This is a genomic window from Methanotorris igneus Kol 5 (assembly GCF_000214415.1).
Classification (GTDB): Archaea; AGJL01; Methanococci; order Methanococcales; family Methanococcaceae; genus Methanotorris; species Methanotorris igneus.
The window spans coordinates 578,939-599,941 of sequence record NC_015562.1 but is presented as its reverse complement, the minus strand read 5'-3'; the positions used below and the strand labels follow the sequence as shown (position 1 = coordinate 599,941).

General features: G+C 33.0%; 16 protein-coding genes and 1 CRISPR repeat array. Of the genes, 10 read left to right on the top strand and 6 right to left on the bottom strand.

Translation table 11 applies throughout. The annotated features are described in order from the left end of the window. Positions 1-90: 90 nt before the first annotated feature. Positions 91-3,450: a reverse gyrase gene (gene rgy, locus METIG_RS02880; protein ID WP_013798746.1), complete on the bottom strand. Its 3,360-nt coding sequence runs from the start codon at positions 3,448-3,450 to the stop codon at positions 91-93. Between the two features lie 257 nt (positions 3,451-3,707). Between rgy and taw3 the strand changes: the two genes are divergently transcribed. The 4 genes from taw3 (at position 3,708) to METIG_RS02860 (ending at position 5,552) form a co-directional block, all read left to right on the top strand. Continuing rightward, the gene (gene taw3, locus METIG_RS02875) at positions 3,708-4,292 is read left to right on the top strand and encodes a tRNA(Phe) 7-((3-amino-3-carboxypropyl)-4-demethylwyosine(37)-N(4))-methyltransferase Taw3 (RefSeq protein WP_013798745.1); all 585 of its coding nucleotides are present in this window, start codon (positions 3,708-3,710) and stop codon (positions 4,290-4,292) included. 60 nt (positions 4,293-4,352) lie between these two features. Next, on the top strand, positions 4,353-4,742 hold the full coding sequence (locus METIG_RS02870; RefSeq protein ID WP_013798744.1) for a DUF2111 domain-containing protein: 390 nt from the start codon (positions 4,353-4,355) through the stop codon (positions 4,740-4,742). 158 nt (positions 4,743-4,900) lie between these two features. Then, positions 4,901-5,362 (top strand): methanogenesis marker 5 protein, encoded by a 462-nt coding sequence (locus tag METIG_RS02865; RefSeq protein WP_048055502.1) that lies wholly within the window; start codon positions 4,901-4,903, stop codon positions 5,360-5,362. Beyond that, positions 5,346-5,552 carry a DUF6485 family protein gene (locus METIG_RS02860; protein ID WP_013798742.1) on the top strand — a complete coding sequence of 69 codons (207 nt, stop codon included), beginning with the start codon at positions 5,346-5,348 and terminating at the stop codon, positions 5,550-5,552. The genes METIG_RS02865 and METIG_RS02860 overlap by 17 nt, the downstream gene beginning before the upstream one ends. A gap of 22 nt (positions 5,553-5,574) precedes the next feature. Here the strand turns inward: METIG_RS02860 and METIG_RS09695 are convergent, their stop codons facing one another. The 3 genes from METIG_RS09695 to hypF form a co-directional block, all read right to left on the bottom strand. Further along, entirely contained in the window at positions 5,575-5,709 is a 135-nt protein-coding gene (locus METIG_RS09695) for a hypothetical protein (protein WP_281033961.1), read from the bottom strand. A 572-nt stretch (positions 5,710-6,281) separates the two neighbouring features. After that, positions 6,282-7,382: direct repeats of the CRISPR family, unit length 31 nt; unit sequence ATTTCCATCCCCCTAAGGGTCTGATTTTAAC. Between the two features lie 566 nt (positions 7,383-7,948). Continuing rightward, the gene (locus METIG_RS02855) at positions 7,949-8,542 is read right to left on the bottom strand and encodes a hypothetical protein (protein ID WP_013798741.1); all 594 of its coding nucleotides are present in this window, start codon (positions 8,540-8,542) and stop codon (positions 7,949-7,951) included. 58 nt (positions 8,543-8,600) lie between these two features. Then, on the bottom strand, positions 8,601-10,889 hold the full coding sequence (gene hypF / locus METIG_RS02850; RefSeq protein ID WP_013798740.1) for a carbamoyltransferase HypF: 2,289 nt from the start codon (positions 10,887-10,889) through the stop codon (positions 8,601-8,603). Between the two features lie 241 nt (positions 10,890-11,130). On the opposite strand from hypF, the gene METIG_RS02845 reads away from it, so the two are divergent. Together METIG_RS02845 and METIG_RS02840 are read left to right on the top strand one after the other, a co-directional pair. Continuing rightward, a complete protein-coding gene (locus tag METIG_RS02845; RefSeq protein ID WP_013798739.1) occupies positions 11,131-11,577 on the top strand; it encodes a DUF2507 domain-containing protein in 447 nt (148 codons plus the stop codon). A 526-nt stretch (positions 11,578-12,103) separates the two neighbouring features. Next, a complete protein-coding gene (locus tag METIG_RS02840) occupies positions 12,104-12,982 on the top strand; it encodes a hypothetical protein (RefSeq protein WP_013798738.1) in 879 nt (292 codons plus the stop codon). 554 nt (positions 12,983-13,536) lie between these two features. Here the strand turns inward: METIG_RS02840 and leuC are convergent. Together leuC and pheT are read right to left on the bottom strand one after the other, a co-directional pair. Next, positions 13,537-14,811 (bottom strand): isopropylmalate/citramalate isomerase large subunit, encoded by a 1,275-nt coding sequence (leuC, locus tag METIG_RS02835; RefSeq protein ID WP_013798737.1) that lies wholly within the window; start codon positions 14,809-14,811, stop codon positions 13,537-13,539. A gap of 277 nt (positions 14,812-15,088) precedes the next feature. After that, a complete protein-coding gene (pheT, locus tag METIG_RS02830; RefSeq protein ID WP_013798736.1) occupies positions 15,089-16,735 on the bottom strand; it encodes a phenylalanine--tRNA ligase subunit beta in 1,647 nt (548 codons plus the stop codon). A gap of 471 nt (positions 16,736-17,206) precedes the next feature. Here pheT and METIG_RS02825 point away from each other — a divergent pair, with 471 nt between their 5' ends. The 4 genes from METIG_RS02825 (at position 17,207) to METIG_RS02810 (ending at position 20,945) form a co-directional block, all read left to right on the top strand. Continuing rightward, positions 17,207-18,481 (top strand): ABC transporter substrate-binding protein, encoded by a 1,275-nt coding sequence (locus tag METIG_RS02825; RefSeq protein WP_013798735.1) that lies wholly within the window; start codon positions 17,207-17,209, stop codon positions 18,479-18,481. Positions 18,482-18,553: 72 nt separating this feature from the next. After that, positions 18,554-19,315, top strand: a complete 762-nt coding sequence (locus METIG_RS02820; protein WP_013798734.1) for an ABC transporter ATP-binding protein — start codon at positions 18,554-18,556, stop codon at positions 19,313-19,315. Then, a complete protein-coding gene (locus METIG_RS02815; protein ID WP_048055501.1) occupies positions 19,302-20,021 on the top strand; it encodes a branched-chain amino acid ABC transporter ATP-binding protein in 720 nt (239 codons plus the stop codon). The genes METIG_RS02820 and METIG_RS02815 overlap by 14 nt, the downstream gene beginning before the upstream one ends. 9 nt (positions 20,022-20,030) lie before the next feature. Next, positions 20,031-20,945, top strand: a complete 915-nt coding sequence (locus METIG_RS02810) for a branched-chain amino acid ABC transporter permease (RefSeq protein ID WP_013798732.1) — start codon at positions 20,031-20,033, stop codon at positions 20,943-20,945. The last annotated feature ends 58 nt before the right edge of the window (positions 20,946-21,003 follow it).

The window sequence follows — 21,003 nt, the reverse complement described above, 5'->3', positions numbered from 1 at the left end:
CTGTGGTATCTCTCTTTTGTATTTTTAAATTAAGAAATTATCTTAAAATTAGAATTCAAAATAGAAAAATTGGTAAATGCAAAAATAATTTTATGTAATTGATTTTATCTCATTTAGCAACTCATCTAAAACCTTTATGTATTCGACTTCTCCCTTCTCTATTTTGTCCATAACATTCTCCAACTCTCTTGTTCTCTCTTCACAAATTAGGTTGTAGTAGTTATTTTTTAGGTAATTGTAGACCTCAATGCCCAATTTTGTTGGAATTATTTTGCCTTTATCCTTGCTTTTTAAAACATACTTCCTATCAAATAGTTTTTTGACGATTTGAGCATAGGTTGAAGGTCTTCCGATGCCCCTCTCCTTCATCAATTTAATAATCTCTCCTTCATCATACAAAGATACTTTTGGAACCTTTCTGATGGATTTTTCAATGATTTTTAAGGTATTCTTTTCTATTTTTGGTAGTTTTCTAAGTTTTAGGTTGTAGATTTTTGTCCATCCATCATATATTATGTTTGTATAACCCTCAACTTTTGTATCTAAATCCTTTATAGTTATCTCCTCATACTCAACTTTGCATTCCTTCATTTGAGATGCAATAAATCTCCTAAATATCAAATCATAAATTTTTATGTGGTCTTTTGTTAGGTAGATGTTGTTGTTTTTTATGAATTCAATTAATTCAGACGTGTCCATTGGTTTTGTTGGTCTTATACACTCGTGTGCCCCTTCCATGTAGTATTCTCTATTTTTTAGGTAATCGAGCATGTCATTGAATTCCAAATACTCTCTCGCTACCCTCATACCATCCAAGGATACCCTTGTTGATGATGTTCTATGGTAAGTTGTTAGCCCAAGCTCAAAAAGTTCTTGGGCAATTTTCATGACTTCATCACTACTAAGTCCAAACCTTTTTGTTGCTTCCTCTAATAGTGTATCTGTTGTAAATGGTGGGTTTGGATAAATGTCTTTCTCATAAACATTTACTTCAACATCAACGTAATCTTTATCTTTAATCTTTTTAGCAGTTTCATCGTCAACAATTGTTCCAAATGAAATGTCATCCTCCAATTTTAGGTAGAGATATGGAACTTTTATTTGGTATTCATTATATCTATCAATAATCCATCCCAAAACTGGCGTTTGAACCCTTCCAGCAGATAAGTAGGTGTTATTAAATGCATCCCATAACTTTTTACTCAACTCAAACCCAATCCACCTATCTTCAATCCTCCTAACAACTTGCGCCCTTACCTTATTTTCATCTAATGATAACTCTTCACTTTTACCTTCTTTAACTATTTTTATTGCATTCATTATGGCTCTTTTTGTTATCTCATTAAACCCAATTCTAAAGATATTTTTGTTGAATGGTTTTAGGTTTAGATATATATCATACCCAATCTTCTCCCCCTCAACATCAATATCCGTTGCTATAAACACGGCGTCAACTTCACTTGCCAAATCCCTCAATATTTCAATGTTCTCCTTTGCATCATGAATAACTATATTTTCATTGGTTTTTTCCTTAATTCTTTTAATTAGCTCCTCAATATTCTTCTCATCAACAAATTGCTCTCCGTTTACCCTCTTAATTGTCCCATAAATTGGGATGTATGAATTATTGCCTATCAACACCCCATGATAGCCCTCTTTTGTTACCAAATCAAATATATGCCCACCGCTTGCAGTTATAATCAAATTCCAATCCCCAATACAAACCTCATAAACCTTCTTATTATTTATTCTCCTAACAGACGGCTTTCCGAAGAAATTTGCAATCGTCCTTGCTTTGTTAGGGCTTTCCACAACCATCAACGCAGATTTTAATAAATCTGGCACTTTATTTTTTTCTTTGGTCTCTTTCAACTTTCTCCTATCTTCATCAATTTTCTCTATCAATTTTTCAACGTCAATCTCATCAATCCTCTTAAACTCACCCTCATACATGAAGAGCATATACTTCTTCAACCCCTCAAACACCTCTGCATCATCAACTAAAACAATTGAAGCCCCCTTAATTAACCCATTTTCAGTCATCCTTGATGTTCTTCCAGATGTTTGAATGTATGTTTTTACATCAGGGATTAGTAGATAGTATTTATTATCCTCTTTCCTCAATGAGAAGTTTTTTATTTTTAGTGTGTTTTTTACCAATTCCATTAATTCTTCTTCATTTAATCCCTCAATGCTTATATTTTCATTTTCCTTTTTAAGTGTCTCTTCTAAATCAATCTTAAACTTTGGAACTCCGTAGAAGATGCAGTATCTTATCCTCTCTGGTATATCTAACCCCCTAACCAAAACACCATAATATGATGCCACTCCAATTAAAACATCAATCTCCCCATTTTTAAATTCCTCAAATCCTTTCTTATCTTTTGAGTGGATTAGTTTTGCCTTTATGCCATTTTTAATTAAAAATTCCTCAATTTCTTCCGCCTTTTTTAGCCCATAATCAATAGGAACAAATATAATACCTCCATCGCCAAATATCTTTATATATTCCAAAATTTTCTCCATGCTGAGGTTTTCGTCATAAATATCCTCAACATCCCTCAATTTGCTCATTCCATACCCAATTTCAAAATCCAAAAGTTCCCTATATAGCTTTACCTTATCCCCATAGGATTTTCCAGTGGCAGATGCAACAATCATACATCCGTGATTTATTTTGCTAATCATTTCCTTTAATTTTTCCCTTTCTTTTAATGCATCTTCTATCTTCTTTTTTCTTATTAAATAAAGGATGTTGTATGCCTTCTTAATAATCTCATCACTAAACCCTAAAAGTTTTAAACTTTTATCTATATTCTTAGATGCCTTTAAAAACGCATCAACGTCATCAATAAAAACAAAATCAAACTTATCATCTATTGGATTTTTTGATAGGTAGTTTGATGTTGTGATTAATATGTTGTAGTCCTTCTTTTCAATTTTCTCCTTTGCCACCCTCTTCTCTTCAGATGAAAGTTCAGAATGGTAGGCAACAACATTAACCTCTACCCCCGCTTTATTTGCCATGTTTATGATTTTTTCGTATGTTTGCTTAACTAACAAAGTTGTTGGCAAAATGATGTATGACTTTTTGTTTTTTGTTGCAAAGTAAATTGCCGTAATCATCCCAAATACACTTTTCCCTACACCCGTTGGCGCAACTATTGAGAAACTTTTGTTCTTTAATACTCTCTTTGCCCACATCCTTTGTATGCTCAATAATTTAAATCCACAACGCTCTGCGACATCCTCCAATTCCTTTAATTCATTTTTTAATTTGCAATAATCTTCCAATGCTTTTAATGTATTCTTCTCTGCTAAATATTTGCATATATTGCTAACTGAATCATCTTCCATACAATTTTTGCATGTTAATCCTTTATCTAACCTTAAACTTTCTATATCACTGTGGCAATTTGGACACATGTTTTTGAATATTATTGGTACCATATTCCCCCACCAAAATCGACAAATATATTAGTTATTTGCGAAATTTATGTTACATATTAGGCATAATAAAATTTCTGAAAGAACGATAAGTTAAGCGTAGAATTTCAAATAAGTCTTAGTTCATCTCTCTATTTTATTAATGATTATGGTCACATATAACGCAAGCAACTATATTTTTAATATTAAATTTTTAATTAAATTTTTAAAATCCCTCTATATGGCCTTTTATTTATAACCTTTTCTGTTTAGGTGGAAGTATGTTTGAGGATGATAAAAGAAAAACTTTGATGGAACTTGAACTTGCTATAAGAAGCAATCTTGTAGATGAAGAGATAATCCCAATAATAAATAAGATTAATGAATTAGATGATTATTACACAACAAGTAGTTGTATTGGAAGATGCGGGATAATGGAATTTCCTAAGGGAAAAAATCCAAAAATCCACTCGCGATGGCTGGGAAAGTGGCATCATTATGCAACTTATGATGAACTATTCGAGGCATTAAGAAAAAAATCCGATGATTTTGAATTGATGGTTTTTGTTATGAACTCTCCAATATTGCACATAGCAGCGAGGGATATAAATTCAGCAAAGAAAATGGTCGAACTTGCTATACATAATGGATTAAAGGCATCGTCTATAAAATCAGTTAGCGATAAGAGGGTTATTGTGGAAATACTTGGTACATATAAGATAGATGCCCCAATTGGGAAAGATGGAAAAATCCTTGTTAATGAAGATTATTTGAAGTTTTTATTGGATGTTGGAAATTTCAAATTGAAAAAATCTCGAGAGATTTTGATGAGGTGGTATAATAAACTTAATGAGCTAAAAAAATAACAAAAACTATATATTTTTCATTATCCAAATATTAATGTAGGTTGTTGTGAGGTGTAGAAGATGCTTAAAGAAGTATTTAAAAATGCTGATTCAAAAGATTTGTTACCATTAGCTATGGCTATCCATATTTTAGTAAATAAACTTCCTGTAACAGCAAGAAGTAAGGAAAAACCCGGAGTCAGGTTAGAGAAGGGTAAAGTTGTTGATGACAACTATGAGGGGTATGTGTTAAAGCTGGCAATAGAGAAGGGGGAAGTTCTAAGAGTAACTCCAATTGTAGGGCCATATAAAGGACTTCCAGTAATTGTTGTGCCTATAAAAGATGGGGATGAGGTTTTAGGAGCAATTGGTGCTGTTGATATCACTGCTGGAATATTTGAGGAAGTTTTATTGCTTGCAAGAAGACCAGAGTTATCTGAGTTTTTACCTGAAGATGCATTCCCAAAATAAAATTGTATTAGAGTTTAAATAGACTCCTAAAATTTTTGAAAGAGGATTTGACCTATTTGAACATTATAGTTCTAAAAAATATAGCAATGAAATACGAAAAATTTAAAAATACAAACGTCTATTTTGCTTTGAGCATAATTAATTTTTTAGGTGATAAAGTGAAGAAAGTATTCATATTTCCTCCAAACAGTTTAATACTGGGAGATTTGGTTGAGAGGTTTGGGCATAAGCCTTTGATGTTAAACAATGTAATTGGGCAAAAAGTTAGAACTGCTGAGATAGATAGCCCCCCATTAAACATAACTGACGAAGATCCAAAGAAAGGATTAAAATATGCTGCAATTGAAGTCCCTTCTGGAGTTAGGGGAAGAATGTCATTAATAGGGCCATTGATAGAAGAGGCAGAGGCAGCTATTATAATGAAAAATGCTCCAATTGGCTTTGGATGTGTTGGATGTGAGAGAACAAATGAATTAACAAAATATTTGATTAGAAGAAAGGGCATTCCTGTTTTAAATGTGGAATATCCTAAAACAGAAGAAGAAGCAAAAATCGTAGTTAAAAAAATTGCAGCATTTTTAAAAGAATTAGAGGAGGGGGATAATGGAGTGTCCGAATAAAGAGAAAAATCTAAACAGATGTAATTGTTCTTACCCATCATGCTCAAGAAAAGGTTTATGCTGTGAGTGTTTGCATTACCATTTAAGAAATAGACAGTTGCCTGCGTGCTGTTTCCCAGATGATGTTGAGAAAACCTACGACAGAAGTTTTGAGAAGTTTGCAGAGTTAGTTATGAAAGGAAAGATTTAATATAGTCAGTGGGAAATATTGGCTATGTGGTCATGACCATCAATTTTACCATATTTTCCTTGGAGATTAAATATTTATGGATGTTGATTAATTTTTTCTTTTTTAAATTGATATTGCATGTTGTTAAATTTACATAAATCCTATAAACTCCATTCATAAATTTAAATATTTTGTAAATGTTGATTTATAGTTGTGTGCGTTAGAAGGGTTTTTGGCAAAACCGAAGGTTTTGCCGTATATCTTTTGGCAAAATCCCTTGGGATTTTGCCGCATATTAATTTTTTGTTTGTGGGAAAACAACCATTGCAAAAAATTTGTTCCAATTTAAAAGTTATATTTATATATGCAAATATTTGCATGTTTAGTTATACGATGAAGTTAATAACAAACTATAGTTGTTCGCCTTACAAATGCATGAAATCCCTATTAGATTATATAAGTATAAGTGATAATTAACCTTTATTTGGAATTTTGCAATATGGTTTATTACCTTTAAAAAATAAATGGCAAAACAAAGTTTTGCCGTATAATTTTGTTGCATCTAAATCCGTGCAAAAAATTGGCGAACAACTATACTCAAGAACCCAATCCTAACATAAAACAGTGAAAAAAAAAGAAATTTAAGATTTTTACTCCCCTAAGGCTCTAATTGAAACTTTAGAAAAGTTTCATCAAAAGGGATGCACTACTTCGCTTCGCTCGGCAGTGCCTCTTTTAGGTAAAAATAAAATTTCCATCCCCCTAAGGGTCTGATTTTAACTGTTAATATCTATGTAAATTACTTAACAGCTCCACCAGCATTTCCATCCCCCTAAGGGTCTGATTTTAACCCTTTCCAAATGGCTTTTAATGGTTTTGGGGCTTCATCATTTCCATCCCCCTAAGGGTCTGATTTTAACAAATTGTTGAAAAGAGTGATATTAAGATAGAAATTGTTGATTTCCATCCCCCTAAGGGTCTGATTTTAACAAATTGTTGAAAAGAGTGATATTAAGATAGAAATTGTTGATTTCCATCCCCCTAAGGGTCTGATTTTAACTTAACTTAATGATTTGAAGCACACTTGGAGGTTTAGAAAAGATTTCCATCCCCCTAAGGGTCTGATTTTAACACGAATCAGATTATTTAGAATTCAATTACAATCATACCAATTTCCATCCCCCTAAGGGTCTGATTTTAACAAAACTACATGTGTATATATTGTATATTGATTATATATTTCCATCCCCCTAAGGGTCTGATTTTAACTAAATCAATAATTTTTAATATTGCCCATTTTTGTGCCTTTTTCCATTATTTCCATCCCCCTAAGGGTCTGATTTTAACATATATATATGTTTCGGTTTTAAAGTTCTTAAAAATATTTCCATCCCCCTAAGGGTCTGATTTTAACTCTTTGCTTTAACCTTAAACTTTTTGCGTTTTAGTAGCAATTTCCATCCCCCTAAGGGTCTGATTTTAACAGTCCCGAGCCATCTGTTTATTGGATGGTAGGGACATTTCCATCCCCCTAAGGGTCTGATTTTAACTGTCAATCAAAAGCCAAAGCAATTGACTTCTACAATCCAATGAACTAATGTCGTCCCTCTCATTTCCATCCCCCTAAGGGTCTGATTTTAACTTATGGTTTGCAATACTTGTAACTCAAAGTTTCTCATTTCCATCCCCCTAAGGGTCTGATTTTAACTCCAAGATTTAGATTCATAATATTGAATGGTGTTCCATTTCCATCCCCCTAAGGGTCTGATTTTAACTAGATGATGGAAAAATTATTGAAAAAAATGTATAGGTGGGAAGTAATTTCCATCCCCCTAAGGGTCTGATTTTAACAGGACAATATTTTGCTCTTTTTCCTATATAAAGGTTTCTATTTGCTTCTTTTTAAAGCATTGATTTTCGAAGGGGTATTAACAGTGTTCATTTATATACCTCTGCACTTCTCTAAAAATCGTTTAAATTCGAAATAATTTTTTAAAATCGTTTTAAATCGTTAAATAAACTTCATCAATCGGGGAAAACTTGAAATAATTCCTATTATTCCTTAAAATCCAAAAATCTCAATAAATCCATAAAATTAAATATTTAAATTCTTAAAAATAAAGCACCCTCCGAAATTTGATAAAAATCCTTAAAATTAAAAAATATTGCCTGAAAATTTAGTAAACTAAAAAATAATAATTTTTAGCGAGAGAGGGGTAGTAATACTTTTCATGAATTTTATAATACTAAAATCCAAATCTTGGAATATAGAGTTATGAAAAATTGTCTTGGACAAAAATTTTTGCCGAAAAATTTTGTTTTGAATATAAAACCAATAATAATTTTCCAATGGTAATTTTCCACTTATTAACGTCTGAGACTATAATACCAAAGCGTTATTTTGATTAGCCGTCAAATTATTTTATTTGCTTTATTTTAAACTCATATTTTTTTAATTCATCAATGCTCATTCTCTCTTTTGCTTCATCAATTGGAATTAAATATAAAAACTTTGGTTCCCATGGAAATCCTTTCAATCCCAAAATTATGGCATCAAAATCTTTTGGGATATCCAACTTTATTATTTCATTGACAGGATAACTTTTCCTATATGTTGGATAAAGTTTTTTGCCTTCATAATATAATACCCCATCTTTAAACTCCATCCCAACATTTTTAAGGTATTCAATAAACTCTCTAATTTCCTCATTAATTTCTCCTTTCGATTCTTCTTTTGTTTTGGAAATTTCTGATGAATCTTCAATAGGAATTTTTCTTCCAAAGTTTATTTTTACTTCACCACTCTGTGAGGTATCTTTTATTTTTATTTTTTTCCTCCTTAATTTCTTAATAAATTCATGAATAGACACTTTAAACTTCCTATATAATAGATAAGTCCCTAATAAAACGGCGAGTGGAATCAATAGGAACACTCCAGCAATTATGAGCAATAATATTAACCCCAAAATTAATATTGCCCAAATTCCATCAATTCTGTAAACCTTAATCATAATATCACTATCGCATTTTTTAATTAAAATTAAGTTGAGACACCCTACATATAAACTTTTATTGCGAATTCATCAGTATGTATCCAACCCCCTGCCCAAAACTTAGACCCCCGTCACCATTTGGTACGTTCTTGTGGTATAAAAATTTAAATCCACAATTTTCAACATTCTTTCTGATTCTCTCTGAAATAATCTTATTGTAAGATACTCCTCCACTCAACCCAATACACTCAACATCTAACTTCTCCGCATTTTTTATTGCTATCCTTGAGAGCCCATCTGCAATGTAAATGTGGGCATAGTAAGCAATAGATCCTCTATCAATACCATTTTTAAGCATCTCATAGCAGTCATAAACCAAATCTGTTGTATTTAATATGTTATTTTTTATTTTTGGGGAAACTTCAATGTCTATTCTTTTTCTTTTTATATATTCACTTGCCAATGCCTCTAACCTTATTGCGGGCTCTCCATCGTAGGTTTTTTCAAAGGTAACTGATAAAAGTGAGGATATGGCATCTAAAACCCTTCCACATGAAGTGGTTATTGGACAGTTGATTTTCTTTTTTAATTGGAGAGCGAAAATCTTCAATTCTTTCTCTGAGAAGAAGTTATATTCCTTTATAATATCTATTGCTTCTTCACAAATTTTCTTATATAAAATCCCCAACAACATTCTAAGAGGATATTTTGTTGCCAAATCCCCACCAAGTTGATACTGCTCTTCTAAGTGCCCTATTCTTTCCATTTTATTGTTTTTCCATGCAAATATTTCTCCACCCCAGATATTTCCATCCAATCCATAACCGACTCCATCCAAAGCCATGATTACGCAATCATCAAAGTAATTATTATCCCCCATCAATGAGAACGCGTGTGCGTGGTGATGTTGAATTCTAAATAACTCTACCCCCTTATCTGCTAACTCCTCAGCAAATTTTGTTGAATTAAAGAGGGGATGCATATCACAAACAACAGCATCAATTTTATTTGTGTTGGTTATTTTTATTATGTTGTTTATTGCATCCTTTAAATAACAAAAGGTCTCATATTTTGATGTATTTCCAATGTATTGGGTTAGATAGAATTTATTTTTCTTTACAAGGCATGCTATTGAGTTCAATTCCCCTCCAACGCAGAGGATGTTTTTGTTGTTCTCTATGTCCACTTCAATTGGCTCTGGTGCAAAGCCCCTTGATCTCCTTAAGAATATCATTCTGTTGTTTATCTTTTTCATAACGCTGTCATCACATCTATTTATAATCCTCCTATTATGCAATAAGAAATAATCCGCAATGCCTTTTAATTTCTTCAATATTTCCCCATTATCTTTAACCATAGGAAGCCCTGGTAAATTTGCAGAGGTCATTACGTAGGCAATCTCTTTGTCAAAAAGCAAATAATGCAACCCACTATATGGAAGCATAACGCCAATAGTATCTAAATTTGAGACGTATTTTGAGAAATATCTATCATAATCATCATTCTTTTTTAAAACAACAATAGGTCTTTTTGGGGAAATTAATGTCTCTAACTCCTCATCATCATACTCTGCAAATAAACCTAAATATTCTAATTTACTCGTCACAGCAAAGGGTTGAGATGGCCTCCCTAACCTCTCCCTCAATGTTAAAACAACTTCATCATCATTTACCTTACAAACTAAATGCGTCCCCCCAATACCTTTAACCGCCAAAATTTTACCTTCCTCTAAGAGTTTGACGGCCTCATTTATTGCTTCATCTTTCTCATATAAAACTTCTCCATTTTCATCAGTTAAGAATACCTTTGGTCCACAATTTGGGCAGCATGTTGCTTGGGCATGAAATCTTCTATCTAATGGATTTTTATATTCTTTTAAACATTCCTCACAAAGTGGAAAGTCCCTCATTGATGTATTTTCCCTATCATAGGGAACTTTTTCAACAATGGTGAATCTTGGCCCACAATTTGTGCATGCAATGAATGGATATCTGTATCTCCTATCGTTTTTATCCATCATCTCTTTTAGGCATTCATCACAAATAGCAACGTCTGCTGGGATTGTTCCTTCTTCTTCTTTGTTTGTTTCTTCACTATCTAATATAACAAAATCATCAAAATTTACTTCATCCCTTAATTTAAATATTTTCAAATCATCAATTTTTGATAGTGGGGGCTTTTTTGACTTTAAATCGTCTATAAATTTTTCTATATCTTCTTTTTTACCTCCAACTACAATTTCAACGTAATTTCCCATATTTTTGACATATCCTTTTAAATTATTCTCTTTTGCTATTCTATAAACGAAAGGTCTAAACCCTACACCTTGAACTATACCTTTTACATGTATTTTTATGAAATCCATAAACCCACCACACAAAAATAATTTTAATAGATATTAGGTTTAAGATTACAGTAATTTATTATTAAAATGGGTATTATTAATTTTTGGAATGCCCCCATTAAGAAAAACGATAACTTTATATTATAGTAAATAAATAATTCAATTTGAGTAAGCTTTTGGCAAATATACCACAACTGTTTATGTTGAGAAATTTTCCATGTGTAGATAAAGTTATTCCAAAAATTTTTATGGGGATGAGGCAATGGCACAGATTCCGTTGGATATCTTAAAAAATACAAATAGACCCACACTTGGTGACAGTATAAATACAGTATTGTTTAGAATCATTAGATTTGCAGATTTAGAAAAATATTTGGGTGATGGGGCAAATGCAGTACTTTACGCTTCTGGAAAAAAATTTGGAGAATCATTAGATTTAAAATCTGTAGATGATGTAATTGAATTCTGCAAGGATAACAAAATTGGGATTGTTGAGATTGTAAATGAAAACCCACTGCAAGTAAGGGTATATGAATGCATAACATGTTCTGGATTACCTAAAATGGGTAAGACATTGTGCCATTTTGAAGGAGGGTTCATAGCAGGTTGTTTGGAGAATATTTTTGGTAAAAAAGTCCAAGTAAAAGAAACCCACTGTGCTGGACTGGGGCATGAATATTGCCAATTTGATGTTAAGATTCTTGGCTAACCAAAATATTTTTATATGGATTTTTGATAGTATATTTTAACTTTTTTGATTTTCTTAAAGTTTCCTTATAAGTTTTTCAACAACAAAATATCAAAACTCTTTTATAGATAATATATGCACTTTATAACCCCCTCTGTAGTGGATGTCCTGAATAAAGGTATAATACACTAAATTTAAATTTAGAGTGGATAATTTCCATATAATTGCAGAATGATTTATAGTCGTTTGCGGAATTATACGGCAAAACCTCTGGTTTTGCCATTAATTTTTTAAATAGCAACAAATAGTATTCTTAAAAAGTAGTTTGCAATAGAGGATGTCTAAGAGAGGACGTCGAACAAAGCGAAGCATCTTATCCTATTTGGATGAAACCAAACCGTAAAGGTTTGGGTCACAAAATCGATAAGTTTTGTTCAACCTTTTTAAAAGGTTTCATTTTGAATAAAGCATATTTATACCTCATTTCATTGAAGATTTTAATTGTTTATAACGTAAACGGCTGTAAATAAAGTCAAAAAATGATAACATGATGGTGTTAGAGATATTTTCAAAAGTTCTTCCATTGATATTTTTGGGGGTTTTATTGGCAAATATTATGTGTCACTTAAATATACTCTACAAACTCCAAAAATACATAAAAAACAAATATTTTCCAATTCTTGCCGTTTACTTTGTTAGTTCCACGTCTGGGCATTTTTTGCTTAATAACCTCTGCGATAAAGGAGAACTTTCAAAGGAAAATCTAATGCCGTTATACTTCTTAGGTATGTTTTCATTTGGTATTCATATAATATTGTTCTTTGCCATTCCCATGGCGACGAGTTTAGGTCTTTATGTTGGGGGATTGTATGTTTTGATTAAGTTTTTAGTTACATGCATGTATTTGCTCTTTGGTATTTTGATGTTAAGAAAAAATAACACCCAAATCAATGTGGATTTTAATTTTAAGTCTGGAGGAATAAAAGCAATAATAAGAGACACGCTAAAACAATATGCGAGAGTTTTGATGTCCTTTGTTCCATCCGTATTGATAATAACTTACCTAATAGAGCATGGATTATTGGAAATTGTTGAAAATTTAGCAGATTCAGTATTGGATGCCTTAGGTTTGCCTTCTACAGTATTGATTATAATGCTGACTGGACTTGCCACGATTTCTGGCGCTATTGGTATTGCATCTGGGCTTTTGAGTGGGAATGTTCTAACTCCAAATGAGATTTTGTTTTCACTTTTGGTAGCAGAATTTCTCAATAAAATCACAATTTATTTAAGAAAAAACCTTCCTTTGCAACTCTCCATATTTGGAAAAATAGGGATTAAGTTGGCTACTTTGCATTTGCTTATTTATGAAATTCCTCTCCTTATTGTAATCGTTGTTTGGTATTTGGTTTTCATTAGAGGGTGATTTTATTTGTTTTTTGTTTTTTAAATACAGTAACTTCAATATTTTTCATCAATTAAATAATCAAATCAATCTCATTAATCCATCTAAATTTTTGGAAAATACCCATAAAACAGAAACCTAAAACGAGCTTTGGATTTATTTATCCATAAATTTTTAACGTTCTCAACATCCACTCCTATTTTTAGCATTGCCAATTACCAAATAAAACCACGGCATCAACATTCTCTAATGCTAAGGATATTTCTTCACACTGCATATAACATCTCTCAAAATTAATTCTTTTGTATTTTCCAAATCAGCATCTGGGATAAAATAGAGCTCTCCAATTCCCTATATAGTATAAGCACACAATTCAACAAAGGTAAACAAACACCCTTGAACCAACAAAAACAGCCCTTTTTCAGTTGTTATTTTTTTATTATATTCTTAAATTCCCTTAACATCGGGGTTAATCCTTTACTTTCAATTATTTTCTCCATAATATCACAAAAAAATAAAATTAAAAAAATAGAAAATAGGAAGTAAAAAATAAACTTCAAAATTTAAATAAGAATTTATAAATCCCTTGGGTCGGTGATTTCTCCTTTAACTGCACATGCAGCAGCAGTTGCAGGGCTTACTAAGTAAACTTCTGAGTCGAGGGAACCCTCTCTTCCTCTGAAGTTTCTGTTTGATGTTGCAACCCCAACCTCTCCAGGACCTAAGATACCATACAATGCCCCCATACAGGCAGAACATGATGGGTTTGTGACGACACATCCATACTTGTAGAACTTTTGGATTATTCCTTCTTCCATTGCTTTTAACATAACTTCTCTTGATGCTGGGGTTACAATAACTCTTACATCATCAGCAATTCCACCATGTTCTTCAATAATTTTAATTGCAATTCTTAAGTCCTCTAATCTTCCATTTGTACATGAACCAATGAACACTTGGTCAATTGGTGTTCCTGCAACTTCTCTAACTGCTTTAACATTATCTACGTTGTGTGGGCATGCAATCATTGGCTCTAAGTCATTAACCTCAACCTCAAACACTTCTTCATATTCCGCATCTTCATCTGCTTTAATGACTTCAAATGGCTTCTCTGTTCCGTGTTTTTTCATTGCATTTTTGACATATTGGATGGTTTTTTCATCAGGTTCTATAAGCCCTGTTTTACCCCCCATTTCAATAGCCATGTTTGTCATTGTCATTCTTGAAGCAATTGACATGTTTTTGACTGTTTCTCCACCAAACTGACATGCTTTATATGTTGCTCCATCAGCTCCAACTTCCCCAATTATGTGCAATATAACGTCTTTTGACATTACGTATGGTTTCAATTCCCCAGTTATGTTGAAGTAGAGTGTTTCTGGAACTTTGAACCACAATTCCCCAGTTGCAAACACTGCCGCCATGTCAGTTGAACCGATACCTGTTGCAAACGCTCCAAATGCTCCATGTGTGCATGTGTGGCTATCTGCACCAACTAAAACAGTTCCTGGAACTACGTGCCCTTTTTCTGGTAAAACTTGGTGGCAAACCCCTTCCCTTATATCATAGAAGTATTTTATACCTTGCTCTTTTACAAATTTCCTCATTAATATGTGGTTCTCTGCTGCGTTTATACTATCTGCTGGAACTTGGTGGTCAAATAAAACAACAATCTTCTCTGGATCCCAAACCTTTTTTATTCCCTCTTTTTTTAAGGTGTTTACTGTTAAAGGTCCGGTAATGTCATGAACCATTGCTGTCTCTATTTTTGCCATTACGATATCTCCTGGAGAAACTTCCTTTTTTCCTGATGCTTTTGCCAATATCTTCTCTGCTAATGTCATTCCCATGGTATCACCTTAATAATGCTAATTATTTTAATAAAAAGGTTGTAAATGTTATAAAATAAAATTTTAAGAATAACACGGTAAAAACCAAAGTAAAAACCATGGTAAAAACATGATAGATAAAAGTTCAATTAAAATATTGAATAAGGGATATATAAAGTTTCCTTCTTTATAATTATTCAATTTCAATCTCAAACCCTACAACAGGATGCTCCAAATGCAACCTTTAAAAAGGTTGCATCCAAACAGGATAGGATGCCTCACTTCATTCGGCATCCTCTCATAGAATCTCAATTTCAAAACCTACAACAGGATGTTCTAAATCAAAATTCAATATAACCTCTGGATGAATTTCTCCAAAGTATCCAATCTCTTTTTCATTGTTAATAATTTTTGCGCATCTTCCTTCTATGAATGAAGGGTGTGAATGGTTTTCAAGTTCATAGTCAATTTTCAGTTCCCTTAAAAGTGCCTCAACATAACTTTTTATTTCATTGAAGTTTGCCGTTGGATGAATCACTGCCCCAGCAATCTTCTTTATATTTCTTCCCTTTGTTTCGAAATTCTCATCTATAACTACACAATCCCCAATCTCAAATATTCTTTGTGGAAGTTCTTTGTGTTTATTTATTCTTAGTGTCTCCAAAAGTAGTGGTAATATTGAAGTTCTGACAACTCTATGCTCAACTGACGCTGGCTTTAAAACCTCGATATAATCCTTTTCATCAACATCTAACCTCATATTTTCAAATAATATTTTTTGATTTGAAAGCGTTAAGTTTACAACTTCATAAAAGCCTAATCCAATCATAACTTCTCTTATAAAATCACATTTTTTCTCTAATTTATCAACCTCTCCAATTGTCCCAATAATTGGGTATTCTCCAGCAAATTTATCATATCCATAGTTTATTGCCACTTCTTCAGCAAAATCAACCTCGTGCAAGATATCAACTCTATATGCTGGGATGAATACTTTTAACTTCCCATTTTCATAAACTGCATCCATTCTTCCTTTTCTGAGGCATGAGATAATTTCTCCAACATTTAAATTTAATCCTAAGGTTTTGTTTATAAAGTCAGGAGTTGTTTCTTTGACCTTTGGTTCTAAGTTAGGATAAGTTATTTTCTCATCAGCGTATATTACCTCAGCTTTGAATATTGTTCCTCCTCTATCTGCAAGTGCGGTTACTATAATGTTTAAGGTATTTTCAACGGCATTTTTATCAGTTCCAGTAACATCAATCAATAAGTTCCTTGTTTCTGTTGTAACTTTTGTTAAAATCCCATTAATTATTGGAGGCATTGATAATACATTCCCATTTTTATCTAAAATTATTGGAAACTTGTCTTTTATTAAGTGAGCGTATTTTATTCCTTTTTCATGCTTTTCTAAAATCTCCCTTGGTGTCATCTCTTCCTCAGAGTTTAATGGGATGAATTTTATCTCATCTCCATCTACTTCCTTGTAGTAAAATGGCGCCTCAACCTTATTGGCGTCATGAATACCAATTGCTACCTTTTTTCTGTCCCTTCCAATTGTCCAGTGTAATTTTTCCTGCAAGTTTATTATGCTCTCCAAAACAACATCGTCAATTTGCACATTTTTAACCAATGCAAAGGCAATATATGGCCTTGTTTTAACATCTTCAACATAAACTTTTATATCGCTTTCATAAACATCATATCTCTTTAATCCTGTTTCTATTCCAATAAAACCTCTAAATCCTCTTGCTAACCCTTCAGCACTTAAGTAATCTGGTCTGTTTGGGTTTATTGAGAATTGAATAAATTTCTCTCCATTTTCCTCAAAAACCTCTTCCACCTCAACACCCATCATAGGAAACTTTTCCTCTATAAACGCATCAGATAAGTCCATATTAACTAATCTCTCCAAATCTGATTTCCTCACATTTATTGTTGGCATTATTTTCACCTTTTGATGATAATTTTTGTTGTTGTATATTTAGCAACATAATATAAAAAGGTTTAAACTAATAGTCGCTGCGTATAAATGACCATTATGTATAAACAAATTAAGTGATCTTTGTGTATTTTATTCTGAAAATTTAACCGTAACTCCATTTTTCAAAATTAACGGCAAATATTGGTTTTGTTAATATATTTTTAATTTATGTCAAAAACAACCAATAAAAATTCTGCAAACGACAATATTATCTTAACTTCACGAAATGTGAAATAGAATTTAATAAAATACAAAAAATTAACAAGATCATTAGGGGTTATTAGGATTTCTAATTTTAGGTTGAATAACACCGAAAAATATATATAGTAAGGGGTTTTTGTAAATAATTAATGGGCGGAAATATACTTCCTCCCTAAAACTTATGGTGTATACAATCTAACGACCTTTAGTTTTGGGGAGAGGTGGTGTCTTATGTGGAAAAAGTTGCTTACTTTAATATTTGCAGTAACTATAATAACGGCATTTTCAGGATGTACTAACAAAACTCAGGAGACAGGAACTGAAGCATCAAATATAATAAAAATTGGTGTTCTTACAGATCTCTCTGGAGATTTATCCTCAGATGGAAAAATTGTAAGAAATTGTATTGAGCTTGCCAAAGAAGATGTAAATAACTACTTCAAGGAAAAGGGGCTTCCATATCAATTGGAAATTTATGTTGAAGATACAAAATGTGACCCAAAACTTGCACTTGAGAAACTTCAAGTATTGAAAGGTAAAGGGGTTAATGTTGTTATTGGACCACTTTCAAGTAGTGAAGTTAGAAACCTTGCAAGTTATGCAACATCAAACAAAATTGTCATTATCTCTCCATCATCAACAGCATATCCAACATTTATCGGATTTGCTAAACCAGAAGATAAGAAGTATATATTTAGATTTGTTGCAAATGACTTCTTCCAAAGTAAAGCAATTAAGGATGAGATAAAAGCACTAGGATTTAAAAGTGTTGCAATGATATACAGAGGAGATGCATGGGGTAAAGGATTGCACGATGCTACAAAAGAAAACCTTGAAAAAGAAGGTATTAAGGTTGTTGAGGACATTGAATACCCAACAAACCCAACACCAGCGGACTGGTCACCATATATTGACAAACTTGAAGGTGCAATTAGATCTGCTGTTGATAAACATGGAAAAGACAAAGTTGCAGTTGTTGCAATTGGATTTGATGAGTTAGGATCGTTACTCTCCCAAATCGAAGACGATTCAATCCTCCTCCAAGTTACATGGGTAGGTTCAGATGGATCTGCTGGAAGCGATAAAATCATTGAACAAGCAAAAGACAAAGCAGCGAAAGTAGGATTATACAGCACATTATACCATGCTGAAAGTGAAGAAGCAGAGAAAATCAAAGAAAAATACAAAGCTAAATTTGGTGGTGAAGTAGAACAATACGGCTTAATTGCCTACGATGCTACATGGGTTGCAGGCTTAGCTTATGCTGAAGTGTTAAAAGAAAAAGGAAGTTATGACCCAGACCTAATGGTTGAGAAAATCAAAGAAGTCCTTGAAAAATACAACAATGGGGAGTTTGGAGTTAAACCAGTAACTGGGGACCTAAAACTCAACGAATGGAATGATAGAGCTAGTGGAGATTACGCAATCTACAAAGTTACAGAAGATGGGTGGAAAGTTGTTGGTATTTGGAAATCAAGCACTGGACAAGTTGAATGGATAGAATGACATTGAAAACCTCTTATACTTTTTTATTATTTTTTATTTTTTGGAATTTTTATTTTTTGGGGGTGTTTTATAATGCCTATTCTTGAGACAAAAAATTTATCAAAGTCTTTTGGAGGTTTGAAGGCATTAAATAACGTCAGCATAGAAATTGATGAGAGCACTTTAACTCTCATTATAGGGCCTAATGGTAGTGGGAAATCCACATTTATAAATGTAGTTTCGGGGTTTATTCCAGCAGACAGCGGAAGAGTTATTTTTGATGGGAAAGACATCACCAATAAACCTCCAAACGAAATTTACAACTATGGAATAGTTAGGACATTCCAAACTCCTCAACCTTTAAAGGAAATGACTGTTTTAGAGAATTTGCTAATAGCAGAGAGGCATATAGGAGAGAGTGTTTTAAATGCCCTAAATTACAAAAAATGGCTTAAAATGGAAGAAGAATTAGTAGAGAAAGCATTTAAAATATTAAAATTCCTTAAAATTGACCACTTGTGGGATAGAAAAGCAGGGCAGTTGAGTGGGGGACAGATGAAATTGTTGGAGATTGGGAGGGCGTTGATGACGAATCCAAAATTAATAATTATGGATGAGCCTATCGCGGGAGTTGCTCCAGGTTTAGCTCATGAGATATTTAACCACTTAATAAAATTAAAAGAAAGAGGCATAACGTTGCTGATAGTTGAGCACAGATTAGATATTGTTCTGAAATATATAGACCACCTTTACGTCATGTTTGAGGGGGAAGTTATTGCGGAGGGTAGAGGTGAGAAAGAGATTGAAAAAGTTTTAAATGATCCAAAGGTCTTGGAGGTGTATGTTGGTGATTAAAGTTGAAAATTTAAGTGCTGGCTATGGAAAGTTGCAAATCTTATTTGAAGTCAATGCCTCTGCTGAAAAAGGAAAGATTACAACCATTGTAGGACCTAATGGAAGTGGGAAATCAACCTTTCTAAAAACCCTATTTGGATTAACGACCATATATTCAGGAAAGATTTATTTTAAAGATGAAGATATAACAAACCTCCCACCACATAAAAAAACACAGCGTGGTTTGGCTTATTTACCCCAAACAAATAATGTCTTTGCCAATTTAACTGTTGAAGAAAATTTGAAAATAGCTGGTTACTTATTGCCAAAGGATGAAATTAAAGATAGAATAGATTTGGCTCTGAGTGTATTTCCAGAGTTAAAGAATATTCTAAAAAGAAAAGCAGGGCAATTAAGTGGGGGGCAGAGACAATTTTTGGCAATGGCTACAGCATTGGTTAGAAAAAGTGAGGTCTTGATGTTAGATGAGCCAACTGCTCAATTATCCCCAAAACTTGCTGAGACAATATTCAACAAAATCCTTGAATTGAGAGATGATTATGGATTAACTATTTTACTTGTAGAGCAGAATGCTAAGAGGGCTTTGGAAATTAGTGATAGGGGGTATATGCTCGTGAGTGGAAGGGTTGCTTATGAAGGTTCTGCTAAGGGGTTACTTGAAAGTGAGAAATTCAAAAGTTACTTCCTCGGATTGATTGAGGAGTAGGGTGAAAAGATGGCTGTTGTTGAAGGGGCAATTACATATGCAAATTTGATGGTGTTGTTGAGTTTAGGTTTAACACTAACTTATATAACCACAGGAGTGCCGAACTTTGCTCAGGGTTCTTTTGCAGTTGTTGGAGCATATTTTGCATTGATGCTTTTTAGGTTGGCGGGAATTCATCCCTATTATGCAATACCGTTGGCGTTTATTATTGGAGGTATTGTTGGAATTGTAACATACGCTTGCATTCTCAAACCATTAATAAAAAAGAATGCATCCGTAGAGATGTTGATGATTGCAACCCTTGCGTGGGATTTGATATTATTTGGAGTTGTTGGAGCGTTTGCAGAGACCCTTGGAAGCATAACCAAAAAGACAGAAACACAATTCATATTCACGAATCTTGATTTTGATGTTTTTGGATTGTCGGGGAGGCTTGTAATATCGTCTCTTCTCATAGTGCTTACATTATTGGGGCTTTATATGCTATTATACAAGACGAAGTTTGGAATTGCTTTAAGAGCGTCTATGGAAAATCCGTCCTTAGCAGAAGCGATGGGAGTTAATGTAGAAAATACAAGGTTATTTTCGTGGTTTTTATCCGGAGCTTTGGCTGGGATGGCTGGGGCTGTTTTGCCGTTTATGCAAGTAATTGTGCCAGCGACAGGAGGGTTTATAATAGTATCTATCTTCGCTGCAAGTATTGTAGGGGGATTACAACACATTGCAGGGGCATTAATTGGAGGGTATATTGTAGGGATCTCCGAATCTCTCGTTACTTATGGATTGTCCTCAATATTTGGAACTGGAGTGTTAGTTTACAGTAAAGTTGTTTCGTTGGTTATGATGATATTCACGCTATTATTTGCTCCTGGTGGGATAACGGGAACTAAATTGTGGGAAAAATTGACAAAATTATGGGATTAAGTGCAAATGTGCTTATTATTCAATAGACACTACAATTTCTAAATTTCAAGTTAAAATT

Excerpts from the sequence above, each read along its gene's own strand:
- METIG_RS02860 (WP_013798742.1), top strand. The coding sequence starts at position 5,346 with ATGGAGTGTCCGAATAAAGAGAAAAATCTAAACAGATGTAATTGTTCT.
- pheT (WP_013798736.1), bottom strand. The coding sequence starts at position 16,735 with ATGCCAACAATAAATGTGAGGAAATCAGATTTGGAGAGATTAGTTAAT.
- rgy (WP_013798746.1), bottom strand. The coding sequence starts at position 3,450 with ATGGTACCAATAATATTCAAAAACATGTGTCCAAATTGCCACAGTGAT.
- METIG_RS02810 (WP_013798732.1), top strand. The coding sequence starts at position 20,031 with ATGGCTGTTGTTGAAGGGGCAATTACATATGCAAATTTGATGGTGTTG.
- METIG_RS02820 (WP_013798734.1), top strand. The coding sequence starts at position 18,554 with ATGCCTATTCTTGAGACAAAAAATTTATCAAAGTCTTTTGGAGGTTTG.
- METIG_RS02855 (WP_013798741.1), bottom strand. The coding sequence starts at position 8,542 with ATGATTAAGGTTTACAGAATTGATGGAATTTGGGCAATATTAATTTTG.
- METIG_RS02825 (WP_013798735.1), top strand. The coding sequence starts at position 17,207 with ATGTGGAAAAAGTTGCTTACTTTAATATTTGCAGTAACTATAATAACG.
- METIG_RS02845 (WP_013798739.1), top strand. The coding sequence starts at position 11,131 with ATGGCACAGATTCCGTTGGATATCTTAAAAAATACAAATAGACCCACA.
- taw3 (WP_013798745.1), top strand. The coding sequence starts at position 3,708 with ATGTTTGAGGATGATAAAAGAAAAACTTTGATGGAACTTGAACTTGCT.
- hypF (WP_013798740.1), bottom strand. The coding sequence starts at position 10,889 with ATGGATTTCATAAAAATACATGTAAAAGGTATAGTTCAAGGTGTAGGG.
- METIG_RS09695 (WP_281033961.1), bottom strand. The coding sequence starts at position 5,709 with ATGAATGGAGTTTATAGGATTTATGTAAATTTAACAACATGCAATATC.
- leuC (WP_013798737.1), bottom strand. The coding sequence starts at position 14,811 with ATGGGAATGACATTAGCAGAGAAGATATTGGCAAAAGCATCAGGAAAA.
- METIG_RS02870 (WP_013798744.1), top strand. The coding sequence starts at position 4,353 with ATGCTTAAAGAAGTATTTAAAAATGCTGATTCAAAAGATTTGTTACCA.
- METIG_RS02815 (WP_048055501.1), top strand. The coding sequence starts at position 19,302 with ATGTTGGTGATTAAAGTTGAAAATTTAAGTGCTGGCTATGGAAAGTTG.
- METIG_RS02840 (WP_013798738.1), top strand. The coding sequence starts at position 12,104 with ATGATGGTGTTAGAGATATTTTCAAAAGTTCTTCCATTGATATTTTTG.